This is a genomic window from Actinobaculum massiliense (genome assembly GCF_001457435.1).
GTDB classification, from domain to species: Bacteria; Actinomycetota; Actinomycetes; order Actinomycetales; family Actinomycetaceae; genus Actinobaculum; species Actinobaculum massiliense.
Genome location: NZ_LN881716.1, coordinates 16711 through 33723 on the forward strand (window position 1 = coordinate 16711; position 17013 = coordinate 33723).

17 protein-coding genes are annotated in these 17013 nt (G+C 60.9%); 2 read left to right on the plus strand and 15 right to left on the minus strand.

Features of this window, described 5'->3' with window-relative positions:
* Positions 1-11: 11 nt before the first annotated feature.
* Positions 12-734: an MBL fold metallo-hydrolase gene (locus BN2664_RS00325; RefSeq protein WP_155856420.1), complete on the minus strand. Its 723-nt coding sequence runs from the start codon at positions 732-734 to the stop codon at positions 12-14.
* A gap of 267 nt (positions 735-1001) precedes the next feature.
* On the opposite strand from BN2664_RS00325, the gene BN2664_RS00330 reads away from it, so the two are divergent.
* Positions 1002-2345 carry a DUF349 domain-containing protein gene (locus BN2664_RS00330; protein ID WP_007000229.1) on the plus strand — a complete coding sequence of 448 codons (1344 nt, stop codon included), beginning with the start codon at positions 1002-1004 and terminating at the stop codon, positions 2343-2345.
* A 270-nt stretch (positions 2346-2615) separates the two neighbouring features.
* Complete coding sequence (locus BN2664_RS00335) at positions 2616-3185, plus strand: hypothetical protein (RefSeq protein ID WP_007000230.1); 570 nt, start codon at positions 2616-2618, stop codon at positions 3183-3185.
* 14 nt (positions 3186-3199) lie between these two features.
* On the opposite strand, the gene BN2664_RS00340 is transcribed toward BN2664_RS00335, so the two are convergent.
* The 14 genes from BN2664_RS00340 to BN2664_RS00405 all read right to left on the minus strand — a co-directional run bounded on the left by BN2664_RS00340 (position 3200) and on the right by BN2664_RS00405 (position 17002).
* Positions 3200-5497 carry a RelA/SpoT family protein gene (locus BN2664_RS00340; RefSeq protein WP_007000231.1) on the minus strand — a complete coding sequence of 766 codons (2298 nt, stop codon included), beginning with the start codon at positions 5495-5497 and terminating at the stop codon, positions 3200-3202.
* 288 nt (positions 5498-5785) lie between these two features.
* On the minus strand, positions 5786-6325 hold the full coding sequence (locus BN2664_RS00345; RefSeq protein WP_007000232.1) for an adenine phosphoribosyltransferase: 540 nt from the start codon (positions 6323-6325) through the stop codon (positions 5786-5788).
* A complete protein-coding gene (gene secF / locus BN2664_RS00350; protein WP_007000233.1) occupies positions 6322-7449 on the minus strand; it encodes a protein translocase subunit SecF in 1128 nt (375 codons plus the stop codon). Before secF ends, BN2664_RS00345 begins: the two co-directional genes overlap by 4 nt.
* Positions 7449-9614 (minus strand): protein translocase subunit SecD, encoded by a 2166-nt coding sequence (secD, locus tag BN2664_RS00355; RefSeq protein ID WP_007000234.1) that lies wholly within the window; start codon positions 9612-9614, stop codon positions 7449-7451. The genes secF and secD overlap by 1 nt, the downstream gene beginning before the upstream one ends.
* A 21-nt stretch (positions 9615-9635) precedes the next feature.
* Positions 9636-10091 (minus strand): preprotein translocase subunit YajC, encoded by a 456-nt coding sequence (gene yajC / locus BN2664_RS00360; protein WP_007000235.1) that lies wholly within the window; start codon positions 10089-10091, stop codon positions 9636-9638.
* A gap of 121 nt (positions 10092-10212) precedes the next feature.
* Entirely contained in the window at positions 10213-11232 is a 1020-nt protein-coding gene (ruvB, locus tag BN2664_RS00365; RefSeq protein ID WP_007000236.1) for a Holliday junction branch migration DNA helicase RuvB, read from the minus strand.
* A 3-nt stretch (positions 11233-11235) separates the two neighbouring features.
* Positions 11236-11826, minus strand: a complete 591-nt coding sequence (gene ruvA / locus BN2664_RS00370) for a Holliday junction branch migration protein RuvA (protein WP_007000237.1) — start codon at positions 11824-11826, stop codon at positions 11236-11238.
* A gap of 164 nt (positions 11827-11990) precedes the next feature.
* On the minus strand, positions 11991-12626 hold the full coding sequence (gene ruvC / locus BN2664_RS00375) for a crossover junction endodeoxyribonuclease RuvC (RefSeq protein WP_007000238.1): 636 nt from the start codon (positions 12624-12626) through the stop codon (positions 11991-11993).
* Complete coding sequence (locus BN2664_RS00380) at positions 12627-13379, minus strand: YebC/PmpR family DNA-binding transcriptional regulator (protein WP_007000239.1); 753 nt, start codon at positions 13377-13379, stop codon at positions 12627-12629. It abuts the gene before it with no gap.
* Between the two features lie 156 nt (positions 13380-13535).
* The gene (locus BN2664_RS00385; protein ID WP_007000240.1) at positions 13536-14120 is read right to left on the minus strand and encodes an NUDIX hydrolase; all 585 of its coding nucleotides are present in this window, start codon (positions 14118-14120) and stop codon (positions 13536-13538) included.
* Complete coding sequence (locus tag BN2664_RS00390) at positions 14110-14403, minus strand: hypothetical protein (RefSeq protein WP_231723422.1); 294 nt, start codon at positions 14401-14403, stop codon at positions 14110-14112. The genes BN2664_RS00385 and BN2664_RS00390 overlap by 11 nt, the downstream gene beginning before the upstream one ends.
* A gap of 93 nt (positions 14404-14496) precedes the next feature.
* Positions 14497-14895 (minus strand): hypothetical protein, encoded by a 399-nt coding sequence (locus tag BN2664_RS00395; protein WP_231723423.1) that lies wholly within the window; start codon positions 14893-14895, stop codon positions 14497-14499.
* Positions 14892-16016: a glycosyltransferase family 4 protein gene (locus BN2664_RS00400; RefSeq protein ID WP_007000242.1), complete on the minus strand. Its 1125-nt coding sequence runs from the start codon at positions 16014-16016 to the stop codon at positions 14892-14894. The genes BN2664_RS00395 and BN2664_RS00400 overlap by 4 nt, the downstream gene beginning before the upstream one ends.
* The gene (locus BN2664_RS00405; RefSeq protein ID WP_051014143.1) at positions 16013-17002 is read right to left on the minus strand and encodes a phosphatidylinositol mannoside acyltransferase; all 990 of its coding nucleotides are present in this window, start codon (positions 17000-17002) and stop codon (positions 16013-16015) included. Before BN2664_RS00405 ends, BN2664_RS00400 begins: the two co-directional genes overlap by 4 nt.
* Positions 17003-17013 lie beyond the last annotated feature (11 nt).

The window sequence follows — 17013 nt, forward strand, 5'->3', positions numbered from 1 at the left end:
AGTGGACGGGCCTAGGCGATGTAATGGCGAAGATAGGGCGAGAACTTCAATTCGCGCTTAATCGTGGACGGCCCAGCGTGCCCGGGGAAGAAAGGCAGGCTGTTGTCAATCTCCTCCACGATCTTGTGCAGGGTGGCCCGCATTGTCGGATCATCGCCGCCCAAGGTATCGGTGCGCCCAATACCATCGCGGAAAAGAACGTCCCCGGTCAGCATATAGTCATCGCCAAAACCCCATTCCGGGAGAGACGGAGTGTAGCGATCGGAGACGAATCGGCCGGAGAACAAATAAAGCGTTGAACCCTCGGTGTGGCCGGGAGCGGCGTAACAACTAATGGTCACTCCCTCCACCAGCTCAATGCCCGCCCGACTGAAGGCTTCGCGCGGCAGGGGGCGAATATCCTCCGGCGCCTGCCAATCATGCCCGCCGGCGGCGCGAATAACATCCGCAGCAATGGTGGTTCCCAACGGATCCTCCATGCGATACATATCCGCTTCGTTGATATAGAAGGGCACATCATCACCGGCGATCAGTCCGGCGTCGTAAACGTGATCGGAATGCCCGTGCGTGGCCGCTACCGCCGCGAGGGTGAGCTGGCGCTCCGCCAGAACACTCTTCACCCACGGCTCGCTTCCCGCGCCCGGGTCAATAACTAAAGCCTGGCGCGATTCCTCATCGGCGAGGAGATAGCAGTTTGCCTCTAATGCTGTTGCGTTATAGCGCAGAAAGAACATAGTGATACGGTACCGCCTACCCCGGGTCAAACCAAACATAAGCGCGCAAACTCAACATTTACGGCGCGTCTCCGGGCGGCGCGGGCCGCTTCGAGCCATTTTTAACCGGGCTTTGGTCGCGATCTCACCGCTCGCTCAGCGCTTTCTGACACACCGGCACGGATTTACTTCCGGTAACGTTCGATATGAAACCAATTTTCGACGTAAACTAGCGGAACAGCACATTTCTTTCGGCGCCCTCGAGCGCCGCCTTCTGAGGAGCATTACATGAGCGAAGAGACTCCCGCGCCCAAGCCGCAACCCGTCCCGCACCCTGCGCCCAAACCGGTTCAGGCAGCGCCGGCACACGCCACCCCCACCGATTCCGCCGCCGCAGCGGAGGCCGCCAGGTGGGGTCGCGTGGATGATGACGGCAAAGTTTGGCTTCGGTCCAGTGAGGGTGAACGCATCGTCGGGCAGTATGCCGCATCCGGTTCAGCGGAGGATGCCCTAGCTATTTACGTGCGTCGCTACCTGGATCTCGAAACCCAGGTTTCTCTTTTGGAGGCGCGGGTTGAAACCGTCAATCCGGATGAAACGCAAAAGTCGCTCAAGGCCCTCGCTAAGGATCTCAAAGAGCCGGCCGCCGTCGGTGATATCGAGGCCCTCCAACAGCGCGTGGAAGCCCTCAAGGAACGCGTGGCCCAGCGCCGCGAAGCACTTTCGGAGGAGCGCAAGGTAGCCAAGCAGCAGGCTCTCGAGCATCGCACGCGCATTGTGGAGCGGGCCGAAGAAATTTCGCGGCAAGATCCCGAGCAGACGCATTGGCGCAATTCCCGTACCGAGCTCTCGGAGCTTTTCGACGAGTGGAGGCAGGCCCAGCGTAGCGAGGCCCGTTTCGACCGACCCACCGAGCAGGAACTGTGGAAGCGTTTTTCCGCCGCGCGTTCTGCCTTTGATAAGAACCGGCGCCACCATTTCACCGATCTCGATCAGAAGCGCGCCGAAGTGACGGCCACAAAGGAAAAGCTCATTGAGCGCGCCGCCGAACTCGCCTCGTCCACGGACTGGGGCCCCACCGGGGCCGCTTACCGCGAGCTCCTGGAGGAATGGAAGCGCGCCGGACGTACGAACCATCGCCAAGATGACAAGCTCTGGCATCGCTTCCGCGAGGCACAGCAGCCGTTCTACGATGCCCGCGAAGCCCACTTCAATCAGGTGGACGCCGTCGAGACGGAAAACCTCGCCGCCAAGCTCGAAATCCTCAAGGAAGCCGAAGCGGTTCTTCCCATCGACGACGTCGAGCAGGCGCGCGCCAAGCTCCGCGAGATCGGTGAGCGCTGGGATGCGATTGGTCCGGTTCCGCGCGCTGATGTAGCTCGCACCGAGGGCCGTATGCGCGAGATCGAAGATCAGGTGCGCGGCGCCGAAGCCGAGAAGTGGCGCAAGAGCGATCCGGAAAAGGAGCGCCGCTCGCAGGGCATGGCCGCCCAGCTTGAGCATCTCATTGACGAGCTTGACGAAGAAATCAAGCAGGCGCAAGCCGCCGGCGAGGATGCCAAGGTGAAGGAACTCACCGAGGCTCTGCAGGCTCGCCAGGCCTGGCTCGACCAAGTCAATAAAGATCTCTAAATAGCGCTTTGCTCGCGAGAGCGAGTGCCCAAGCGCAAAGGTCCGGGAACCGCCCGCGCGGCGCCCGGGCCTTTTGCTATGTCCCGGAGGCGCCAGGCTCGAGCGCCCGCGTTTGCGCATTTGTGTAATCGCGCATTTGTATAATCCCGCATGTCCGAGCTTCCGCGATCACGCGCCTTTGCGGTAACGCGACCCCAGACAATCCACCACTCTATCCACAATTAAACGTAATCAAACATACTCACCGAGCATTACTGAGACACTAGCGGTATGCAGAATTGGAGACGAGCTGAGCCCCTCGACGCAATCACCCGGATAGAGGTGCGGGAGGGACATTTATTCGAGTACGTTCCGGGCCGCACGGTCGCCACCGATCTGATCGTGACCCCCGGGCTCCGCGCTCGCCTCCTGGCTCCTTTTATGCGCGGCAATTCGGTAGTGTGCACCCTTTCGGCACTTTGGGTACATACCGGCTACTGGCCGCCGGATTGCCTGCCCACGCTCACCATCGCCCATCCCAATCAGTCCGCCTATCCGGTGCGGCTAAGAACTCGAATAGGGGCCCGCTACCGGACCGCGATTGGGGGCGTACCCGTGACCACCCCGGAGCGGACAGCTATCGATTTGCTTCGCTACGAAGAGCTATCGCTCGCCGTAACCGGAGTTCTGTACTTGCTACGCGCCGGCCTGCGCCTCGATGCCCTCAAACATTGCGCCGACCTGGTGTTACGGGGTTACAGGTACGAATCCGCGCGAGCGTTTATTGCCGCCTTACCGGACTACCTTCGGCGTCGGGAAGCGGCCGCTCAAGCGACGTCGCGCGACCTCAACCCGCGATAACTACTCCCACCCGGTTAGCCCTGCACCCGGCGATGGTTCCCCTTCTTGGACGGCGTGACGCGATAGGCATCGAAAACCCCTTCGATATTGCGCATATCGGTGAGAATTCTTTGCAGGTGATGCGGGTCCGCCATTTCGAAGCTAAACACGCAACGACTCATCCGTTCCTTCGTGGTGGACATATTTCCGCCCAAGAGGTTCACGCCGTTATCGACAAGCACGCGCGAAATATCGGAAAGCAGACCCTGCCGGTCGAGCGCATCGACCTGGATTTGCACCACGTATACCGCCTCGGAGGCGTCAGACCACACCACGTCCACAAAACGCTCTGGTTCGCGCTGCAGTTGCTCGACGTTTGGGCAGTCGGCGCGGTGAATGGAAAGCCCGTTCCCGCGCGTCACAAAACCCACGATCTTATCGGGCGGCACCGGGGTACAGCATTTTGCCAGCTTGACCATGACGTCGCCAGAATCCATGCCTTCCACGACGACGGCGCTGTCTACCCCGCGGAACGAAGGCCGAGAAATCCGGGTGGGCGTAACTCCTTCAGCCAGGGTTTCCTCCACCCCGGCTTCTCCACCCTGCATCGAGATGAGCTCGCGCACCACCGTCTCCGGGGAGATCGCGCCCTCCCCCATCGCCACGTAGAGATCATCCACATCGCTTCGCCCAATTTGATGGGCTACCTCGGAGAGGGTTTCATGCGTCATGAGGCGCTGAACGGGCTGGTTGCGCTTGCGAATAGCGCGAGCCAGCTTCTCTTTACCCCGCTCCAGGGATTCGTCCCGCTTGGACTTGCGGAACCACACCCGGATCTTGGCGCGAGCGCGCGGCGTGGCAACAAAATCCATCCATCCGCGCGAGGGCCCCGCATCGGGGTTCTTGGAGGTAATGATCTCCACCGTATCGCCGGACTCGAGCTTGTGATCAAGCGTCACCAGGCGATCATTAACACGGGCGCCAACCGTTTTGTGGCCGACCTCGGTGTGGACCGCGTAAGCAAAATCAACCGGGGTCGCGCCGGCCGAAAGTTCCATGACCTCTCCGGCCGGGGTGAACACGTACACCTTGTTGCCGGAGATTTCGTAAGAGAGCGATTCGAGGAACTCGGTTGGATCGGCGGTTTCCCGCTGCCAGTCCACCAGCTGACGTAGCCAGGTGAGCTGCGTCTGCTGCTCGGGATCGATGCTATTAGATTCCTTTTGCTTCTGGCTCTTCCCCGCGTCTTCCTTGTAACGCCAATGCGCCGCCACCCCGAATTCGGCTCGCCGGTGCATATCGTAGGTACGGATCTGAATTTCCAGGGTGCGATCATCCGGACCGATAACGGTGGTGTGGATCGACTGGTATAGGTTGAACTTCGGGGTGGCGATGTAGTCCTTAATGCGCCCTTGCAACGGCGTGTAGAGCGTATTTGCCACCCCGAGCACCGCGTAGCAATCCGGGATGGTATCCACCAGCACGCGCACTCCCACGAGATCATAAATATCGTTGAAGTCTTTGCCGCGCAAAATCATCTTTTGGTAGATGGAATAGAAATGCTTCGGCCGGCCGGTAATCGTGCACCGAATGTGCTGGTTCTTGAGTTCCTTGCTAAGTTGCGCCTCAATTTTCTTGATATACGCTTCGCGCTCCGGGGTGCGCTCGTGAACGAGCTTCTCGATCTCGGCGTAAACCTCCGGATACATGGTTTTGAAGCTGAGATCCTCTAGCTCCCACTTAACCGAATTCATGCCCAAGCGATGGGCCAGCGGAGCGTAAATCTCAAGCGTTTCGCGTGCCTTAGAGCGGGCCTTTTCCTTGGGCATATATTTCCAGGTGCGAGCATTGTGCAGACGATCGGCGAGCTTAATGAGGAGCACCCGAATGTCTTTCGCCATGGCGATAACCATTTTTCGCACGGTCTCCGCCTGCGCCGCTTCGCCATATTCGACCTTGTCAAGCTTGGTCACCCCGTCGACGAGGAGCTCAACGGTAGAACCAAATTCCTCACGCACCTCGCGCAGGGTGTAATCCGTATCCTCGACGGTATCGTGCAACAGCGCACCCACAATCGAGTCTTCATCCATTCCCAGTTCGGCAAGGATCGTTGCCACCGCCACGGGGTGGGTAATGTAGGGCTCTCCCGAACGCCGGAACTGCCCTTCGTGACACTTCGCGGCTACGTTGTAGGCGCGGATAATCCGCGCACGATCCACATTCGTTGACCCCAGCGCACGCATAAGGGGCTCAAGGGCATCGGGCACCTGCGGCCCGAGTCGCCCGGTGAGCCACGACAGCCTTGAGGTTACTCTCGGTCCATTCTCTGGCATGTCGTTCCCTCCTCACGCTCCACGCCCGCTGAAGGTTTCCAGCAAGGCGTGCTCAACGCTATACAAAAGACAATCCTAGTCTCAACCGTCACATACCTATAGATTTTTGGCGCCAGCACTCGCGAGCCGCGCGCCGGCGCGCCGCCGAGGCTGACTGAGCCTGGACTCGGCGGCGCAAAGCGCGGGCCACGCGCCCGCCGCTCATAGCTCGGAACGCTCACCTACGTTTTTGGGCCGCGCGCCCGAAAGCACGCGGCCCAAACGGAATTTTGAAAACCCCACGGCTACTTAGTCAAAAGTAACCACTGATTCAATATCGTAACCATTTAGGCGCTCACGCCCACCGAGGCCGGCCAGCTCGACGAGCACGCACAGCCCGGCTGCGATACCGCCCGAACCCTCGACCAGCTGAAACGCCGCATTAGCGGTACCACCGGTAGCAAGGACGTCGTCAACCACCAGCACGCGCTGGCCGTCTTCAACGGTGAACGGCTGTACCTCCATACGCGCGGTGCCGTACTCGAGTTCGTAATCGACGCCGATAATCGGTCCAGGCAGACGCCCCGCCTTACGAATGGTGACCATTCCAATCCCCATTGCGTAGGCGAGCGGCGCGGAAAGAATGAAGCCGCGCGATTCCAGGCCGGCAACCGCATCAATTTTCCCGTCGTAGTACTGCGCGATCCCATCGATCGTCTTCTTGAACGCCTCACCGTCGCTCATTAGCGGGGTAATGTCACGGAACAGTACTCCCGGTGCCGGAAAATCCTCCTTGAGGCGAATCTTCGAATTGACCAGGTCCGTCAGTTCCTGCGGAAATCCGCTCACTTGTTCCTCCGATTCTTACGCCGCGGCTGAGCGGCTTGCCCGCGGTGATGGCCCGGATGGAGTGGACCAACCACGGCCTCTTCGTCGGCAACCTCCTCGCCAGCGATACGGCGCGTTTCGCGATCCTGCTTCCGCTCCTCCCGGCCGGCCTCAACCTTCTGATTGTGGGCCTTGACCCGCGGATCAAGATTAGTCAACTCCACCGCCAGCGGAGCGGCAAGGAAGATTGAGGAATAGGCGGAGAGCAAAAGTCCCACGAAAAGCACCAGCGCGAGATCACGCAGGGTGCCGGCGCCGAGAATCAAAACTCCGATAAAGAGAATCGAGGCCACCGGCAAAAGCGACGTCACGGAGGTGTTGATCGAACGGATCAACGTCTGGTTGACAGCCCGGTTCGACGCATCACCAAAGGTGAAGCGATCCTGCTTGAGGATGTTCTCGGTATTCTCACGCAACTTATCGAACACCACCACGGTGTCGTAGAGCGAGTAGCCGAGAATCGTCAACAGACCGATCACTGTCGACGGCGTGAATTCAAAGCCGAACAAGCAGTAGATACCCACCGTAACGATCAAGTCGTGGAAGAGCGCCAGCACAGCGCCCAGCGCGTTGCGCCACGACCTCATGTAGATCGACAGACCGGCCAGCACCAGGACGATGAACACCACGAAGCCCTGCAGGGCCTTGGTGGAGATTCCCTGGCCCCACACCGGGCCAATAAAGGTCGAGGTCACATCATCAATCGAGGTGCCGTAAGCGTCGGCCAACTCGGCACGAATTTGCTCCGTGTCGGTATTGGAGAGTGAGTTGGAATCCTCGCCCTCACCGGAGGACACCTGGATACGAAGCGAGGCATCGCCCACCTGGGCCACGCGCGCCACATCTCCGGTGTGCTTGCTAATCACATCGACGGCCGGCTGCTGCTCAACGGTCTGCGCATTGGAGACCGTGAACTGCGAACCACCGGTAAAGTCGATTCCGAGATTCAGACCGCGGCCAAAAAGTGCCACGAGAGAAACCACAATCGACACGATCGCGACGATGAACCAAATGCGCCGCTTTGGGATAACCGGAACCGATCGGCGCCCGGTGTAGAGATCATTTCCAAGGCTGTACATCGACATTAGGCGTTCTCCTTCCCATCCGATTCTTCATCGGGTGTGGCAAGGTCACTCCCGGTGGTGGCTGAAGCGTCAGCGTCTTCAGCCACGTCGACGCCGTCGGCCTCCTCAGGCACCGCAATGCCTTCGGCACTGAGCTCAGCGCGCCGCTTGGCGGCGCGCCGCTCAGCTAGCGACGGTCCCTGCGGACCCGCGGAAATCGCGGCAAGCTCAGAATCAGCTTCCGCTGCCGAAACTTCATTTTCTGCCTCGGTGACAACCGCCGCGCTAGCCGGCGCCGCAACGAAAGCCTGCGTTGCTACTTCTTCCTTCTTGCGAGTATGCCCGCGCCCGCTGTAGGAAGGCGAGCGGCCGAGGAGCTCAGCGCTCATACCGGACCAGCGATGCCCACCACCGAAGAACTTGGTACGAACCAAAAGTTTCATCACCGGGTAGGTGAACCAGAAGGCCACGATAAGGTCCAGGATCGTCGTCAGGCCGAGCGTGAACGCGAATCCGCGTACCGAACCAACGGCCAGGAAGTAGAGCACCACCGCGGCCAGGAGGTTGACGGAGTCGGAGGCAAGAATCGTGCGGCGGGCACGCTGCCAGCCGCGCTCGGTGGCGGACTTGAGCGTGCGGCCATCGCGGATTTCATCGCGAATACGTTCAAAGTAAACGATGAAGGAGTCCGCCGAGATACCAATCGATATGATCAGACCGACCACGCCTGCCATGGATAGTCGGTAACCAATGGTCCACGAGAGCAAGCACACAATGAGGTAGGAAACTCCGGTTGCCAAAACCACCGAGAGGATCGCGACCACGCCCAGGGCGTGGTACTGCCACATCAGGTAAGCCACGATGAGGATGAGGCCAATAAGACCGGCAATGAGGCCAGCGCGCAGGGATTCGGAACCGAGGGTTGCCGAGATCTGCTGCTGGGATTGCACCTCAAAGTGCAGGGGCAGGGAACCGAAGTTCAGCTGGTTGGCAAGGGTGCGCGCGTTTTGCGCATTGAGGCTACCGCCGGTGATCTGGGCCTGCCCGTCGCGAATCTGCACGCTGGGAACCGGGTTGGAAAGAACCTTCCCGTCCAGCACAATCGCGAACTGGTTACGCGGAGACTTCAGATTGAGCAAGCGCCCGGTCACCGCGGAGAAGGCGTCAGCACCTTCCTGGTTGAGGCGGAGGGAAACCGCCGGCTGGCCCGCCTGGTCGAAACCAGCGGTCGCCTGCTCAATTTGGGTGCCCTCTACCTCGGCCGGGCCAAGGATGAACTTTTGCGCCATAATCTCGCCGGTGGTCGGATCGGTCTGCGAGCTGCAGGCGACCAGCGGCTTTGCCGGATCGTCATTCGAATTGGCCTGCACATCAGCAGTGCAATCGAGCGTCCAGAAATCATAAAGCGTCTGCTCGGTGATCCACGCGGTGTCGGAAGCATCTGCGGGATGCTCGGCCGGCTCGTCAGAGATCTTGCCGTCGCCGTTGCTATCAGCAAGTTCCTTCGCGGCCGCTTCCAGCTCTGCACCTGTCAGGGGCTTGGCTTCGGTTGCGGGCTTGCTGGCGCCGTCGCTCGGCGTCGCCTCAGCCGAAGGGCTGGCGCTCGCCTGCGCATCGGCGCTCGGGCTGGCCGCTACCGGAGTATCGGTAGCACCCTGCTCTAGCGTTCCGGCCGCGGAAGTGGGAGCCTGATCGGGATTTGCCTGACCCTGCTCGCCTTCCTTCGCCTGACCTTCCTTCTGCTTCTTAGCCTGCTCGTAGACGGCGTCCGTCAGCGGCGCCGGAACTCCGCTAGCCAGCACCGGGCGCATCCGCAAAATAGCGGAGGAACGCACCAGGTTCAGCGTTTCTTCAGAGGGCTGACCGGGCAGACCCACCACGATGTTTTGGCCGCCCTGCGAGCTGATTTCCGCTTCAGCCACACCCTGCGCGTCCACGCGCTGGCGAATAATTTCAATCGCCTGGGAGACGTCCTCGTCAGTAATCGACGAGCCGTCCGTAGTTTGCGGGGTGAGAATAAGTTCCGTTCCACCCTCAAGGTCGAGCGCGAACTTAGGCGTTGCCCGGGACTCGGCGCTGGTGAAGCTACCAATAGCGAGCGCAACCACCAGCGCGATAACGAGCACGGTTAGTGTGATGAGACGACGGCGCGGCATGCGCGCGTCCGTATTATTGGAAGATGCCATAGGGATATCTCTGATTACTTCTTACTTCCAGGCGTTACCTGCAGTGCCATCTGAATCAGCGTCACGCTCAGAGGCGAGCGGCGCGGTACCTTCATTGCCCTTGCTCTCAGCAAAGGGCTCCGCCTCCGAGGATGCCTCGGCAAGCCGAGCCTCGGGAGCCTCGGCCGAATCCTCGGCGTCGAGCTGGGCGTCTTCCTCTTCCGAGATCGGAGCGAGCGGAATTTCCGCGATTCCGCGGATGGCCTGGCGGAGCCACACGGTTTCATCCCCGGATGGGGACTCGAGAGTGATGGCATCTCCGTCAATCGACACGATGGTTCCGAAGAACCCCGACGTCGTCATTACATTTGCTCCGACGACGATCGCCGAATCTCGTTCATCTTCCATCCGCTGACGTTGTTTCTTGGACGAGCGCCCCATGAACCACATCATGCCGCCAATCATGACGACGAAGATGATTATCTCCAAGCCACCCACGTGCTAACTCCTTAAAATTAGACAATTACCGTGCCAGTGTACCTGTGAACTAGCACTGTCCCGGCGGGGATCTCATCACAAAACCGTGCAACGAAACACGTTCGCGCTAAAATTTGTGCCTTTACCCGAACAGCGTGTTACCTTCCGGCGGAGTCAAGCCCAAATGATCCCAGGACTTCTGGGTTGCCATTCGCCCGCGCGGGGTACGAACGACGTAGCCCTCGCGCACGAGGTATGGCTCGGCCACAGTTTCCACCGTTTCCGGCTCTTCGCCAACCGATGCGGCGAGGGTGGAAAGCCCGGCCGGCCCTCCCCCAAACCTTCCGCACAAAACTTCCAGTACGGCGCGATCAAGGCGATCTAATCCCATAGGGTCTACCTGGAAAAGATCAAGAGCCGCCTTTGCGGCAGCCAGATCCAGGTGCCCGTCTCCCTTGACCTGCGCCCAATCCTGGGCCCGGCGCAGGAGCCGGTTAGCGATGCGCGGAGTTCCGCGCGAGCGGGAGGCAATCTCGTGAGCCGCATCCGCATCAATAGTCACGCCGAGTTTCAGGGCAGAGCGGTTAACGATCCGCGCCAACTCGGCCTCGGTGTAGTACTCGAGATGGGCCGTGAACCCAAAGCGATCCCGTAGCGGAGCCGGGAGCAGACCGGCGCGAGTGGTGGCCCCAACCACCGTGAAGAACGGGAGCGGGAGCGGGATGGACGTGGCCCCCGGCCCCTTCCCCACCATCACGTCGACGCGGAAGTCCTCCATAGCCAGATAGAGCATTTCCTCCGCATTTCGGGCTAAACGATGGATCTCATCAATGAAAAGAACATCGTTTTCCTGAATGGACGAGAGGATCGAGGCCAAATCCCCCGAGTGCTGGATGGCCGGGCCAGAGGTGAGGCGCAAGGCCCCACCCACCTCGTTAGCAATAATCATGGCCAGGGTCGTTTTTCCCAGCCCGGGCGGGCCCGAAAGCAGGACGTGGTCGGGAGTTTTACCGCGTTCGACGGCGGCCTGCAAAACCAGTGCCAGCTGGTTACGGACCGTCTCCTGCCCCACGAATTCACTCAGTTGCTTGGGCCGTAGTGCGGCTTCGGCGGCGCGCTCCGAATCGGATGCGCCCGGATCAACTACGGACGGACTTGCCACTGTCTATCGCCTTCCCAACATCTGCAAACTAGCACGCAAAAGTTGCTGAATATTTCCCTCGGGCAATTCTTCAAGTGCAGCTTCATAAGCGGAAGACGCATCCCGTTCCGACCATCCCAAGCCAATAAGCGCATCCACCACATCGCGCCCCGATGCAGATCCCGCACCGGCGCGGGCCGTTACCCCGCCGCTGGCTGGGCCGAGTTTTCCGGCAAGCTCAAGCAGAAGTCGTTGCGCGCTCTTTTTACCGATACCCGGCACTCGGGTGAGTGCCGCTTCGTCTTTGGAATCCACCGCCCGGCGCAAAGAATCGGGATCCATCACCGCCAAAAGCGCCTGCGCAACTTTGGGGCCAATCCCCGATACCGACTGCAGAATCTCGTAGGTATCGCGTTCGTCGTCGTCCCCGAAGCCGTAAAGACTCATGGAATCCTCGCGCACCACAAAAGAGGTGGAGAGGCGGGCGTGCTGGCCTTCGCGCAGGGTTCCGAGGACGCTCGGGGTGGCGAAAACCTTCAGCCCCAACCCGCCAACCTCAATGACGGCAAAAGTCGGGGCGAGTTTTAGAACCGTCCCGCTTACGCTACTGATCACCGGAAATCCTCCCGCCGCTCTCGAACAACTGTTTGAATCCTAGCAACTGCCCCCGACACGAAAAAGTCGACCCGCGGCGCGCGTGGTGGGCGACGCCGCCCGGCTGGCCTCGCCGTGCCACTTCTCGCCGCCCGGCCAGCCCGCCGCATCCCGGCCGCCCGCGCCTAATTCGCTCCCTCCCGCGGAGCTACCGCCCCGTGGCGCCGGCTAAGGCGCTCGGCGGAGGCCCACATGCGCTGGGCATCGGTCAAGCCCGGCCCCTCGGCGCGCGGAAGCATTCCGGCCCCGCCGTGCTGACCATTATCTACTTCGTCGTCCAGAGCATGAGCCCCGCCGCGCCAGGAATGGCAAATCGCGATCGCCAAAGCGTCCGCCGCGTCCTTGGGGCGCGGCAACTCTGCCAGCCCCAGAATCCGTTGCACCATGGTTTGCACCTGGAGCTTGCCGGCCCGCCCCGAGCCGGTCACCGCGGCCTTAACCTCGGAGGGAGAATGCATGCCCAGCGGAAGCCCAGCGCGCGCCGCGGCGAGCATCGCCACTCCCGCCACCTGGGCGGTGGAGGTTACCGAACGCATATTGTCTTGCGCAAACACTCGTTCAATCGCCACCACATCGGGCGAAAATTCCGCAATTGCTTCCTCGATGGCGTCGAAAACCAGGAGCAGGCGCTTATGCGGGGAAAGCTCCTTGGGTGAACGCGCCACCCGCATATCAATAAGGCTCACCCGCCGCGAGGAGTCGGCATCAATGGTGCCGAGCCCGCAACGGGTGAGCCCCGGATCAATTCCTAGAACGCGCAATTAATCCTCAAGTTCCGCCATAACCTCATCCGGGATGTCCGCGTTGGTGAAGACTTCCTGGATATCGTCGACGTCGTCGAGCGCATCGGTGAGCTTAAGGACCTTCTTGGCGCCTTCAATATCGAGCGGGACCTCGGTGGAGGGAACCCACTTCGATTCGGCCGAGTTGTACTCGATTCCGTTCTCCTGGAGCGCGGTACGCACCGCCACAATATCCTTCGGATCGGATTCAATAATGAACACGTCGCCAGCTTCAGAGACTTCTTCAGCTCCGGCGTCAAGCACGGCCATCAAAATATCGTCCTCGGTGTTCTCCCCCTTAACCGCTTCCACGATTCCGCGACGGTTAAAGAGGTACGCCACCGAACCCGGGTCGGCGAGACTACCACCGTTGCGCGAAAGCGCGGTGCGCACTTCCGAAGCCGCGCGGTTGCGGTTATCGGTCAGGCACTCGATCAGAATCGCCACGCCGTTGGGACCGTAGCCCTCGTACATAATCGATTCGTACTGCACCGAATCATCGGTTTCACCCGAACCGCGCTTGACGGCGCGATCAATATTATCGGCGGGAACCGAGGCGCGCTTCGCCTTCTGGATCGCGTCGTACAGAGTGGGGTTACCGTCGGGGTCGCCGCCACCGGTACGCGCGGCCACCTCGATATTCTTGACGAGGCGCGCAAACATCTTGCCGCGCTTGGCGTCATTCGCTGCCTTCTTATGCTTTGTGGTCGCCCACTTAGAGTGTCCCGACACTGCAGTAGTCTCCCTCTCCAAACAACAATTACCGCCGAGCATTGTACGCCGATTACGCCCCTCGCGCTGTAACCGGCGTTTCACTTAGCGCGTTTCTTCTCAATTTCGTGCGCGAGGGTGGGCGCGCGTCTTCCGCGACGGCCGCGCCCCGCTCGCCTACCCCGAGTGGTCAGAAATTTCGGTTGGTGCACTGACTTCGCCAGCCAGCCATTTTCGCGTGACGGCGCCCAAACATTCCGGATAAACAGGAACGTTTTCCAGTCCGTCACCGTTTTCGACGACGTCGATGTTCAGCCAGCGAATGTCATCGAGAACTTCCTTTTCTATCGCCGTCCACTCGGTATTTTTTCCTGCCACCGCTTGCCGGGCTTCTTCCTCGCTGAGCCGAACCAGAAAGAACTGCTCGTCTTGGCGGCGAGTCTCGCGCGCGAAGTGAAACATAGCCTGGCGTTTGAGAACAGGGCCTTCCAGGCGCTCGGCCGCTATGCGCAAACCAGTTTCTTCGGCGAGCTCGCGCACCGCGCCTTCGCGCGGATCTTCTCCCGGCCCGATCCCTCCACCCGGAGTGAACCACCAGCGATGGGCGGCGTCGTCGCCATCATGGCCAAGTTGTAGCAAGATTCGCTCATCGCTATCCACCGCGATCACGCGGGCGGCGCGGCGAAACGGAATACCGTCTTCGTCCGGCGTCCACTCCCGCTCAAGTTCTTCAAAATCTCCTTCGGTACTTTTACTCATCATCTATATCGATTGTTTGCGGCATGGGGGCACGCCCGGCTAAATGGAGCACCCGGGTAAGAAAAGCCTTGTGCAAGACCCGTGCCTGGGCCACCTGGGAATTATGAAATTTGCGCGTCATGCGCACATCCAGCCGGCAGCGCTCCAGATGCGTGTACAGCTCTTTGTTTTCGGCCGAGATCGCGTTCTCTTCAAGCTCGCCCACCGTCAGGCGAAGCACGCGCGAAAGCTCGGATTCCAGTGCGCGGCGCTGGCGGGCGGCCCCGGCGCCGCCTCTTATACACATCTCAGCCCAGCGCGCGCCCCCGCCCGCACCCCCACCCCCCCCCCCCCGGCCGCGGAGGCGCCCGCACGCACACCGCCTTGCGCAAACACTCGTTCAATCGCCACCACAGCGCGCGACCCTTCCCCCATCGCCTCCCCCCCTGCTAGATGGGTAGAAGGGCCCTGCCCCGGCGCGCGCGGCGGGCGGCTCGGCCGGAGCCTTGGCATCAAAGAGATCTTCCAGCCCCTCGGCCACAATTGGCGCCATGCTGGCAGCCAGGCATGCTTCGGCGCCGTCGGTCAAAATAAGAGACCCGGCGATATCCAGTTCCCCGCAGCGGGCAAACTCGTCAGCCGCGCTGGCTCGGGCCGCGAGCGCCTGCTCAGCCACCCGGCGAGATTTCAAAACATTCGAGTGCAGGCGATTGAGCCTCCGCGCCAGGAGCAGGGAAATGCCGGCGATCACCAGCACGGCGATAATCACGGCCAGGATCACCAGATGCCACCAACTCATGAGTCCACCTCCGTTCCAGCGGTGCGGATGGCGGTCTCATAGACCGCAAGCACCTGGGATGCCACCGTCGACCAGTCATAGCGACCCGCCTCTTCGGCCCCGGCGCGAGCAATCTGGGCTCGTTGCTCGGGGTTTTCCAGCGCCTCAATAATCGTGCGTGCCAAGGCGCCAGAATCTTCGTTGGCGAACAGGGCACCGAATTTACCCCCACCCAGAACCGCGGTGAAGGCAGGAATATCGGAGGCGACTACAAAAGCTCCCGCCGCCAGCGCTTCCACCAAAATAATGCCGAACGATTCCCCGCCGGTGTTCGGCGCCACATAGGCGCTCACGGAGGCCAGCATGGAGGCTTTATCCTCGTCGCTCACCCGCCCCAGGAAGGTGACGTGATCGGCTGCGGAGCCAAAGCTTTGCTCGGCGGCCTGCAGATCCCCCGCCCCGGCGATAATGAAACGCACATTCGGAAGGGCTTCCACAATTGCGGGTGCGGCGGCCGCCAAAACCGGTAGTCCCTTCCGCGATTCATCAAGGCGGCCGAGGAATCCGATGGTCGGGGCATCTTCGGTGCCGAGGAAACGCTCATCTTGCGGAACCTCAAAATCCGCGGTGTAGACGCCGTTGGGAATAATAAATGCGTCCCCACCCAAATACTGCACAATCGTTCGCCGCGCCTCCTGCGAGACGGCAATGCGCGCCTGCGTTTTTTCCAGGATCGGACGTAGCACGGGGGTGAAAAGATGCAGCGCCCGGGAACGATCCATCGCGGTGTGGTGGGTAGAGACCACCGGGCAATCCGCGCTCATGAGCGCCAGCATAGAGACCGAAGGTACCAGTGGTTCATGCACGTGGACGACGTCGAAGTTGCCTTCCCGCAACCACGCCCTCACCGCTCGATTCACCCGCGGCCCAAAGGATAGCCGCGCCACCGAGCCGTTGTAGGGAATCGGGACGGCGGCGCCCACGGGCACCACGTACTGTTCCAGGCCTTCTTCTTCCGAACTGGGGGTGATCACCGAAACCTGGTGGCCACGCGCGATCAGTTCTTCTGCTAAATCGCGGATATGGAACTGCACCCCTCCCGGCACGTCCCAGGAATACGGGCAGGCAATACCTATTTTCACGCCGCCCCTCCCTCCGGGTTCGAGTTGTTTTCCAGCCGCGCGCGAGCTTTCGCGCGATTCGCCAAGTAGCGCTCCTGGTCAAGGTCCGCCACAAATACTTTCTGGAGCATATGCCAATCTTCGGGATGCGCCTCCACGTAAGGCTCGAAGGCACTTACCCACTCTTGGGTCATGCGTTCGATATCCGCCTGTTTTTCCGCGCGGCTCGCTTCCGAGCCGGCCTGAGCGTAGATGAACTCTGCCCCCTCCAGTACCAAGCGCCATCGGGTAGGAAGCTTTCCTCGCCGCGGCGCCTTTTCGTAGTAAATCGCGATCGGCATAATGGGCCGCCCGGTTTCCTGCGCCAAAATAGCCGGCCCGGCGGCGGCAAGCATTTTCTCGCCGAAGAACTCCACTTCAATTCCCGACGCCGTTAAATCTCGATCCGCTAGCACCGGGGCGAGCACGGTTTGCTCACGCGCAACCTGGGCCAGCTTATGGATTGATCCGCCGCCCTTAATGACCGGGAAGATAATCATCCCTAGGCCCTCACGGAAATCCACGAAGGCGCGATAAAGCTCATCGGGCTTGAGCTTTTCCACCAGGGTGGCCACCTTCGCCAAGCGGCGATTCGACCAGGCACCTGCCAGATCCCAGTTGCCGAAATGCATAAGCGCCCCGACCACCGATTCGCCCCGCTCGAACTCCGCCCGCGCATGTTCCAGGCCCTGTTCGCGAACCCGCGCCGCAATTGTCTCTTCGTCCCAGGAACGCAGACGCAAGGCCTCGTAGTAGTAGCGCATATAGGAACGCATTCCGGCGCGCGAGAGCAAGCGAATTTTCCGGGCGGAATAATCCGGCTTTACGCGGCGCAAATTTGCTCGCAACTGCTGGGTTCCCGCCGTCGGCAAGGTACCGGCAACCGCGCCGACCGCATTGAAAATTCCCCGCCCTACCGGTTCGGGTAGCCGGTTAGCCACCGCGTCCGCGGCGCCGAAAATGCGCATAATATCCACGC

Bases quoted from the DNA above. Each gene is read 5' to 3' on its own strand.
- BN2664_RS00340 (WP_007000231.1), bottom strand. From the start codon at position 5,497: ATGCCAGAGAATGGACCGAGAGTAACCTCAAGGCTGTCGTGGCTCACC.
- BN2664_RS00395 (WP_231723423.1), bottom strand. From the start codon at position 14,895: ATGAGTTGGTGGCATCTGGTGATCCTGGCCGTGATTATCGCCGTGCTG.
- BN2664_RS00405 (WP_051014143.1), bottom strand. From the start codon at position 17,002: ATGCGCATTTTCGGCGCCGCGGACGCGGTGGCTAACCGGCTACCCGAA.
- BN2664_RS00390 (WP_231723422.1), bottom strand. From the start codon at position 14,403: ATGTGTATAAGAGGCGGCGCCGGGGCCGCCCGCCAGCGCCGCGCACTG.
- secF (WP_007000233.1), bottom strand. From the start codon at position 7,449: ATGTCGATGTACAGCCTTGGAAATGATCTCTACACCGGGCGCCGATCG.
- BN2664_RS00325 (WP_155856420.1), bottom strand. From the start codon at position 734: ATGTTCTTTCTGCGCTATAACGCAACAGCATTAGAGGCAAACTGCTAT.
- secD (WP_007000234.1), bottom strand. From the start codon at position 9,614: ATGGCATCTTCCAATAATACGGACGCGCGCATGCCGCGCCGTCGTCTC.
- BN2664_RS00385 (WP_007000240.1), bottom strand. From the start codon at position 14,120: ATGATGAGTAAAAGTACCGAAGGAGATTTTGAAGAACTTGAGCGGGAG.
- BN2664_RS00330 (WP_007000229.1), top strand. From the start codon at position 1,002: ATGAGCGAAGAGACTCCCGCGCCCAAGCCGCAACCCGTCCCGCACCCT.
- BN2664_RS00335 (WP_007000230.1), top strand. From the start codon at position 2,616: ATGCAGAATTGGAGACGAGCTGAGCCCCTCGACGCAATCACCCGGATA.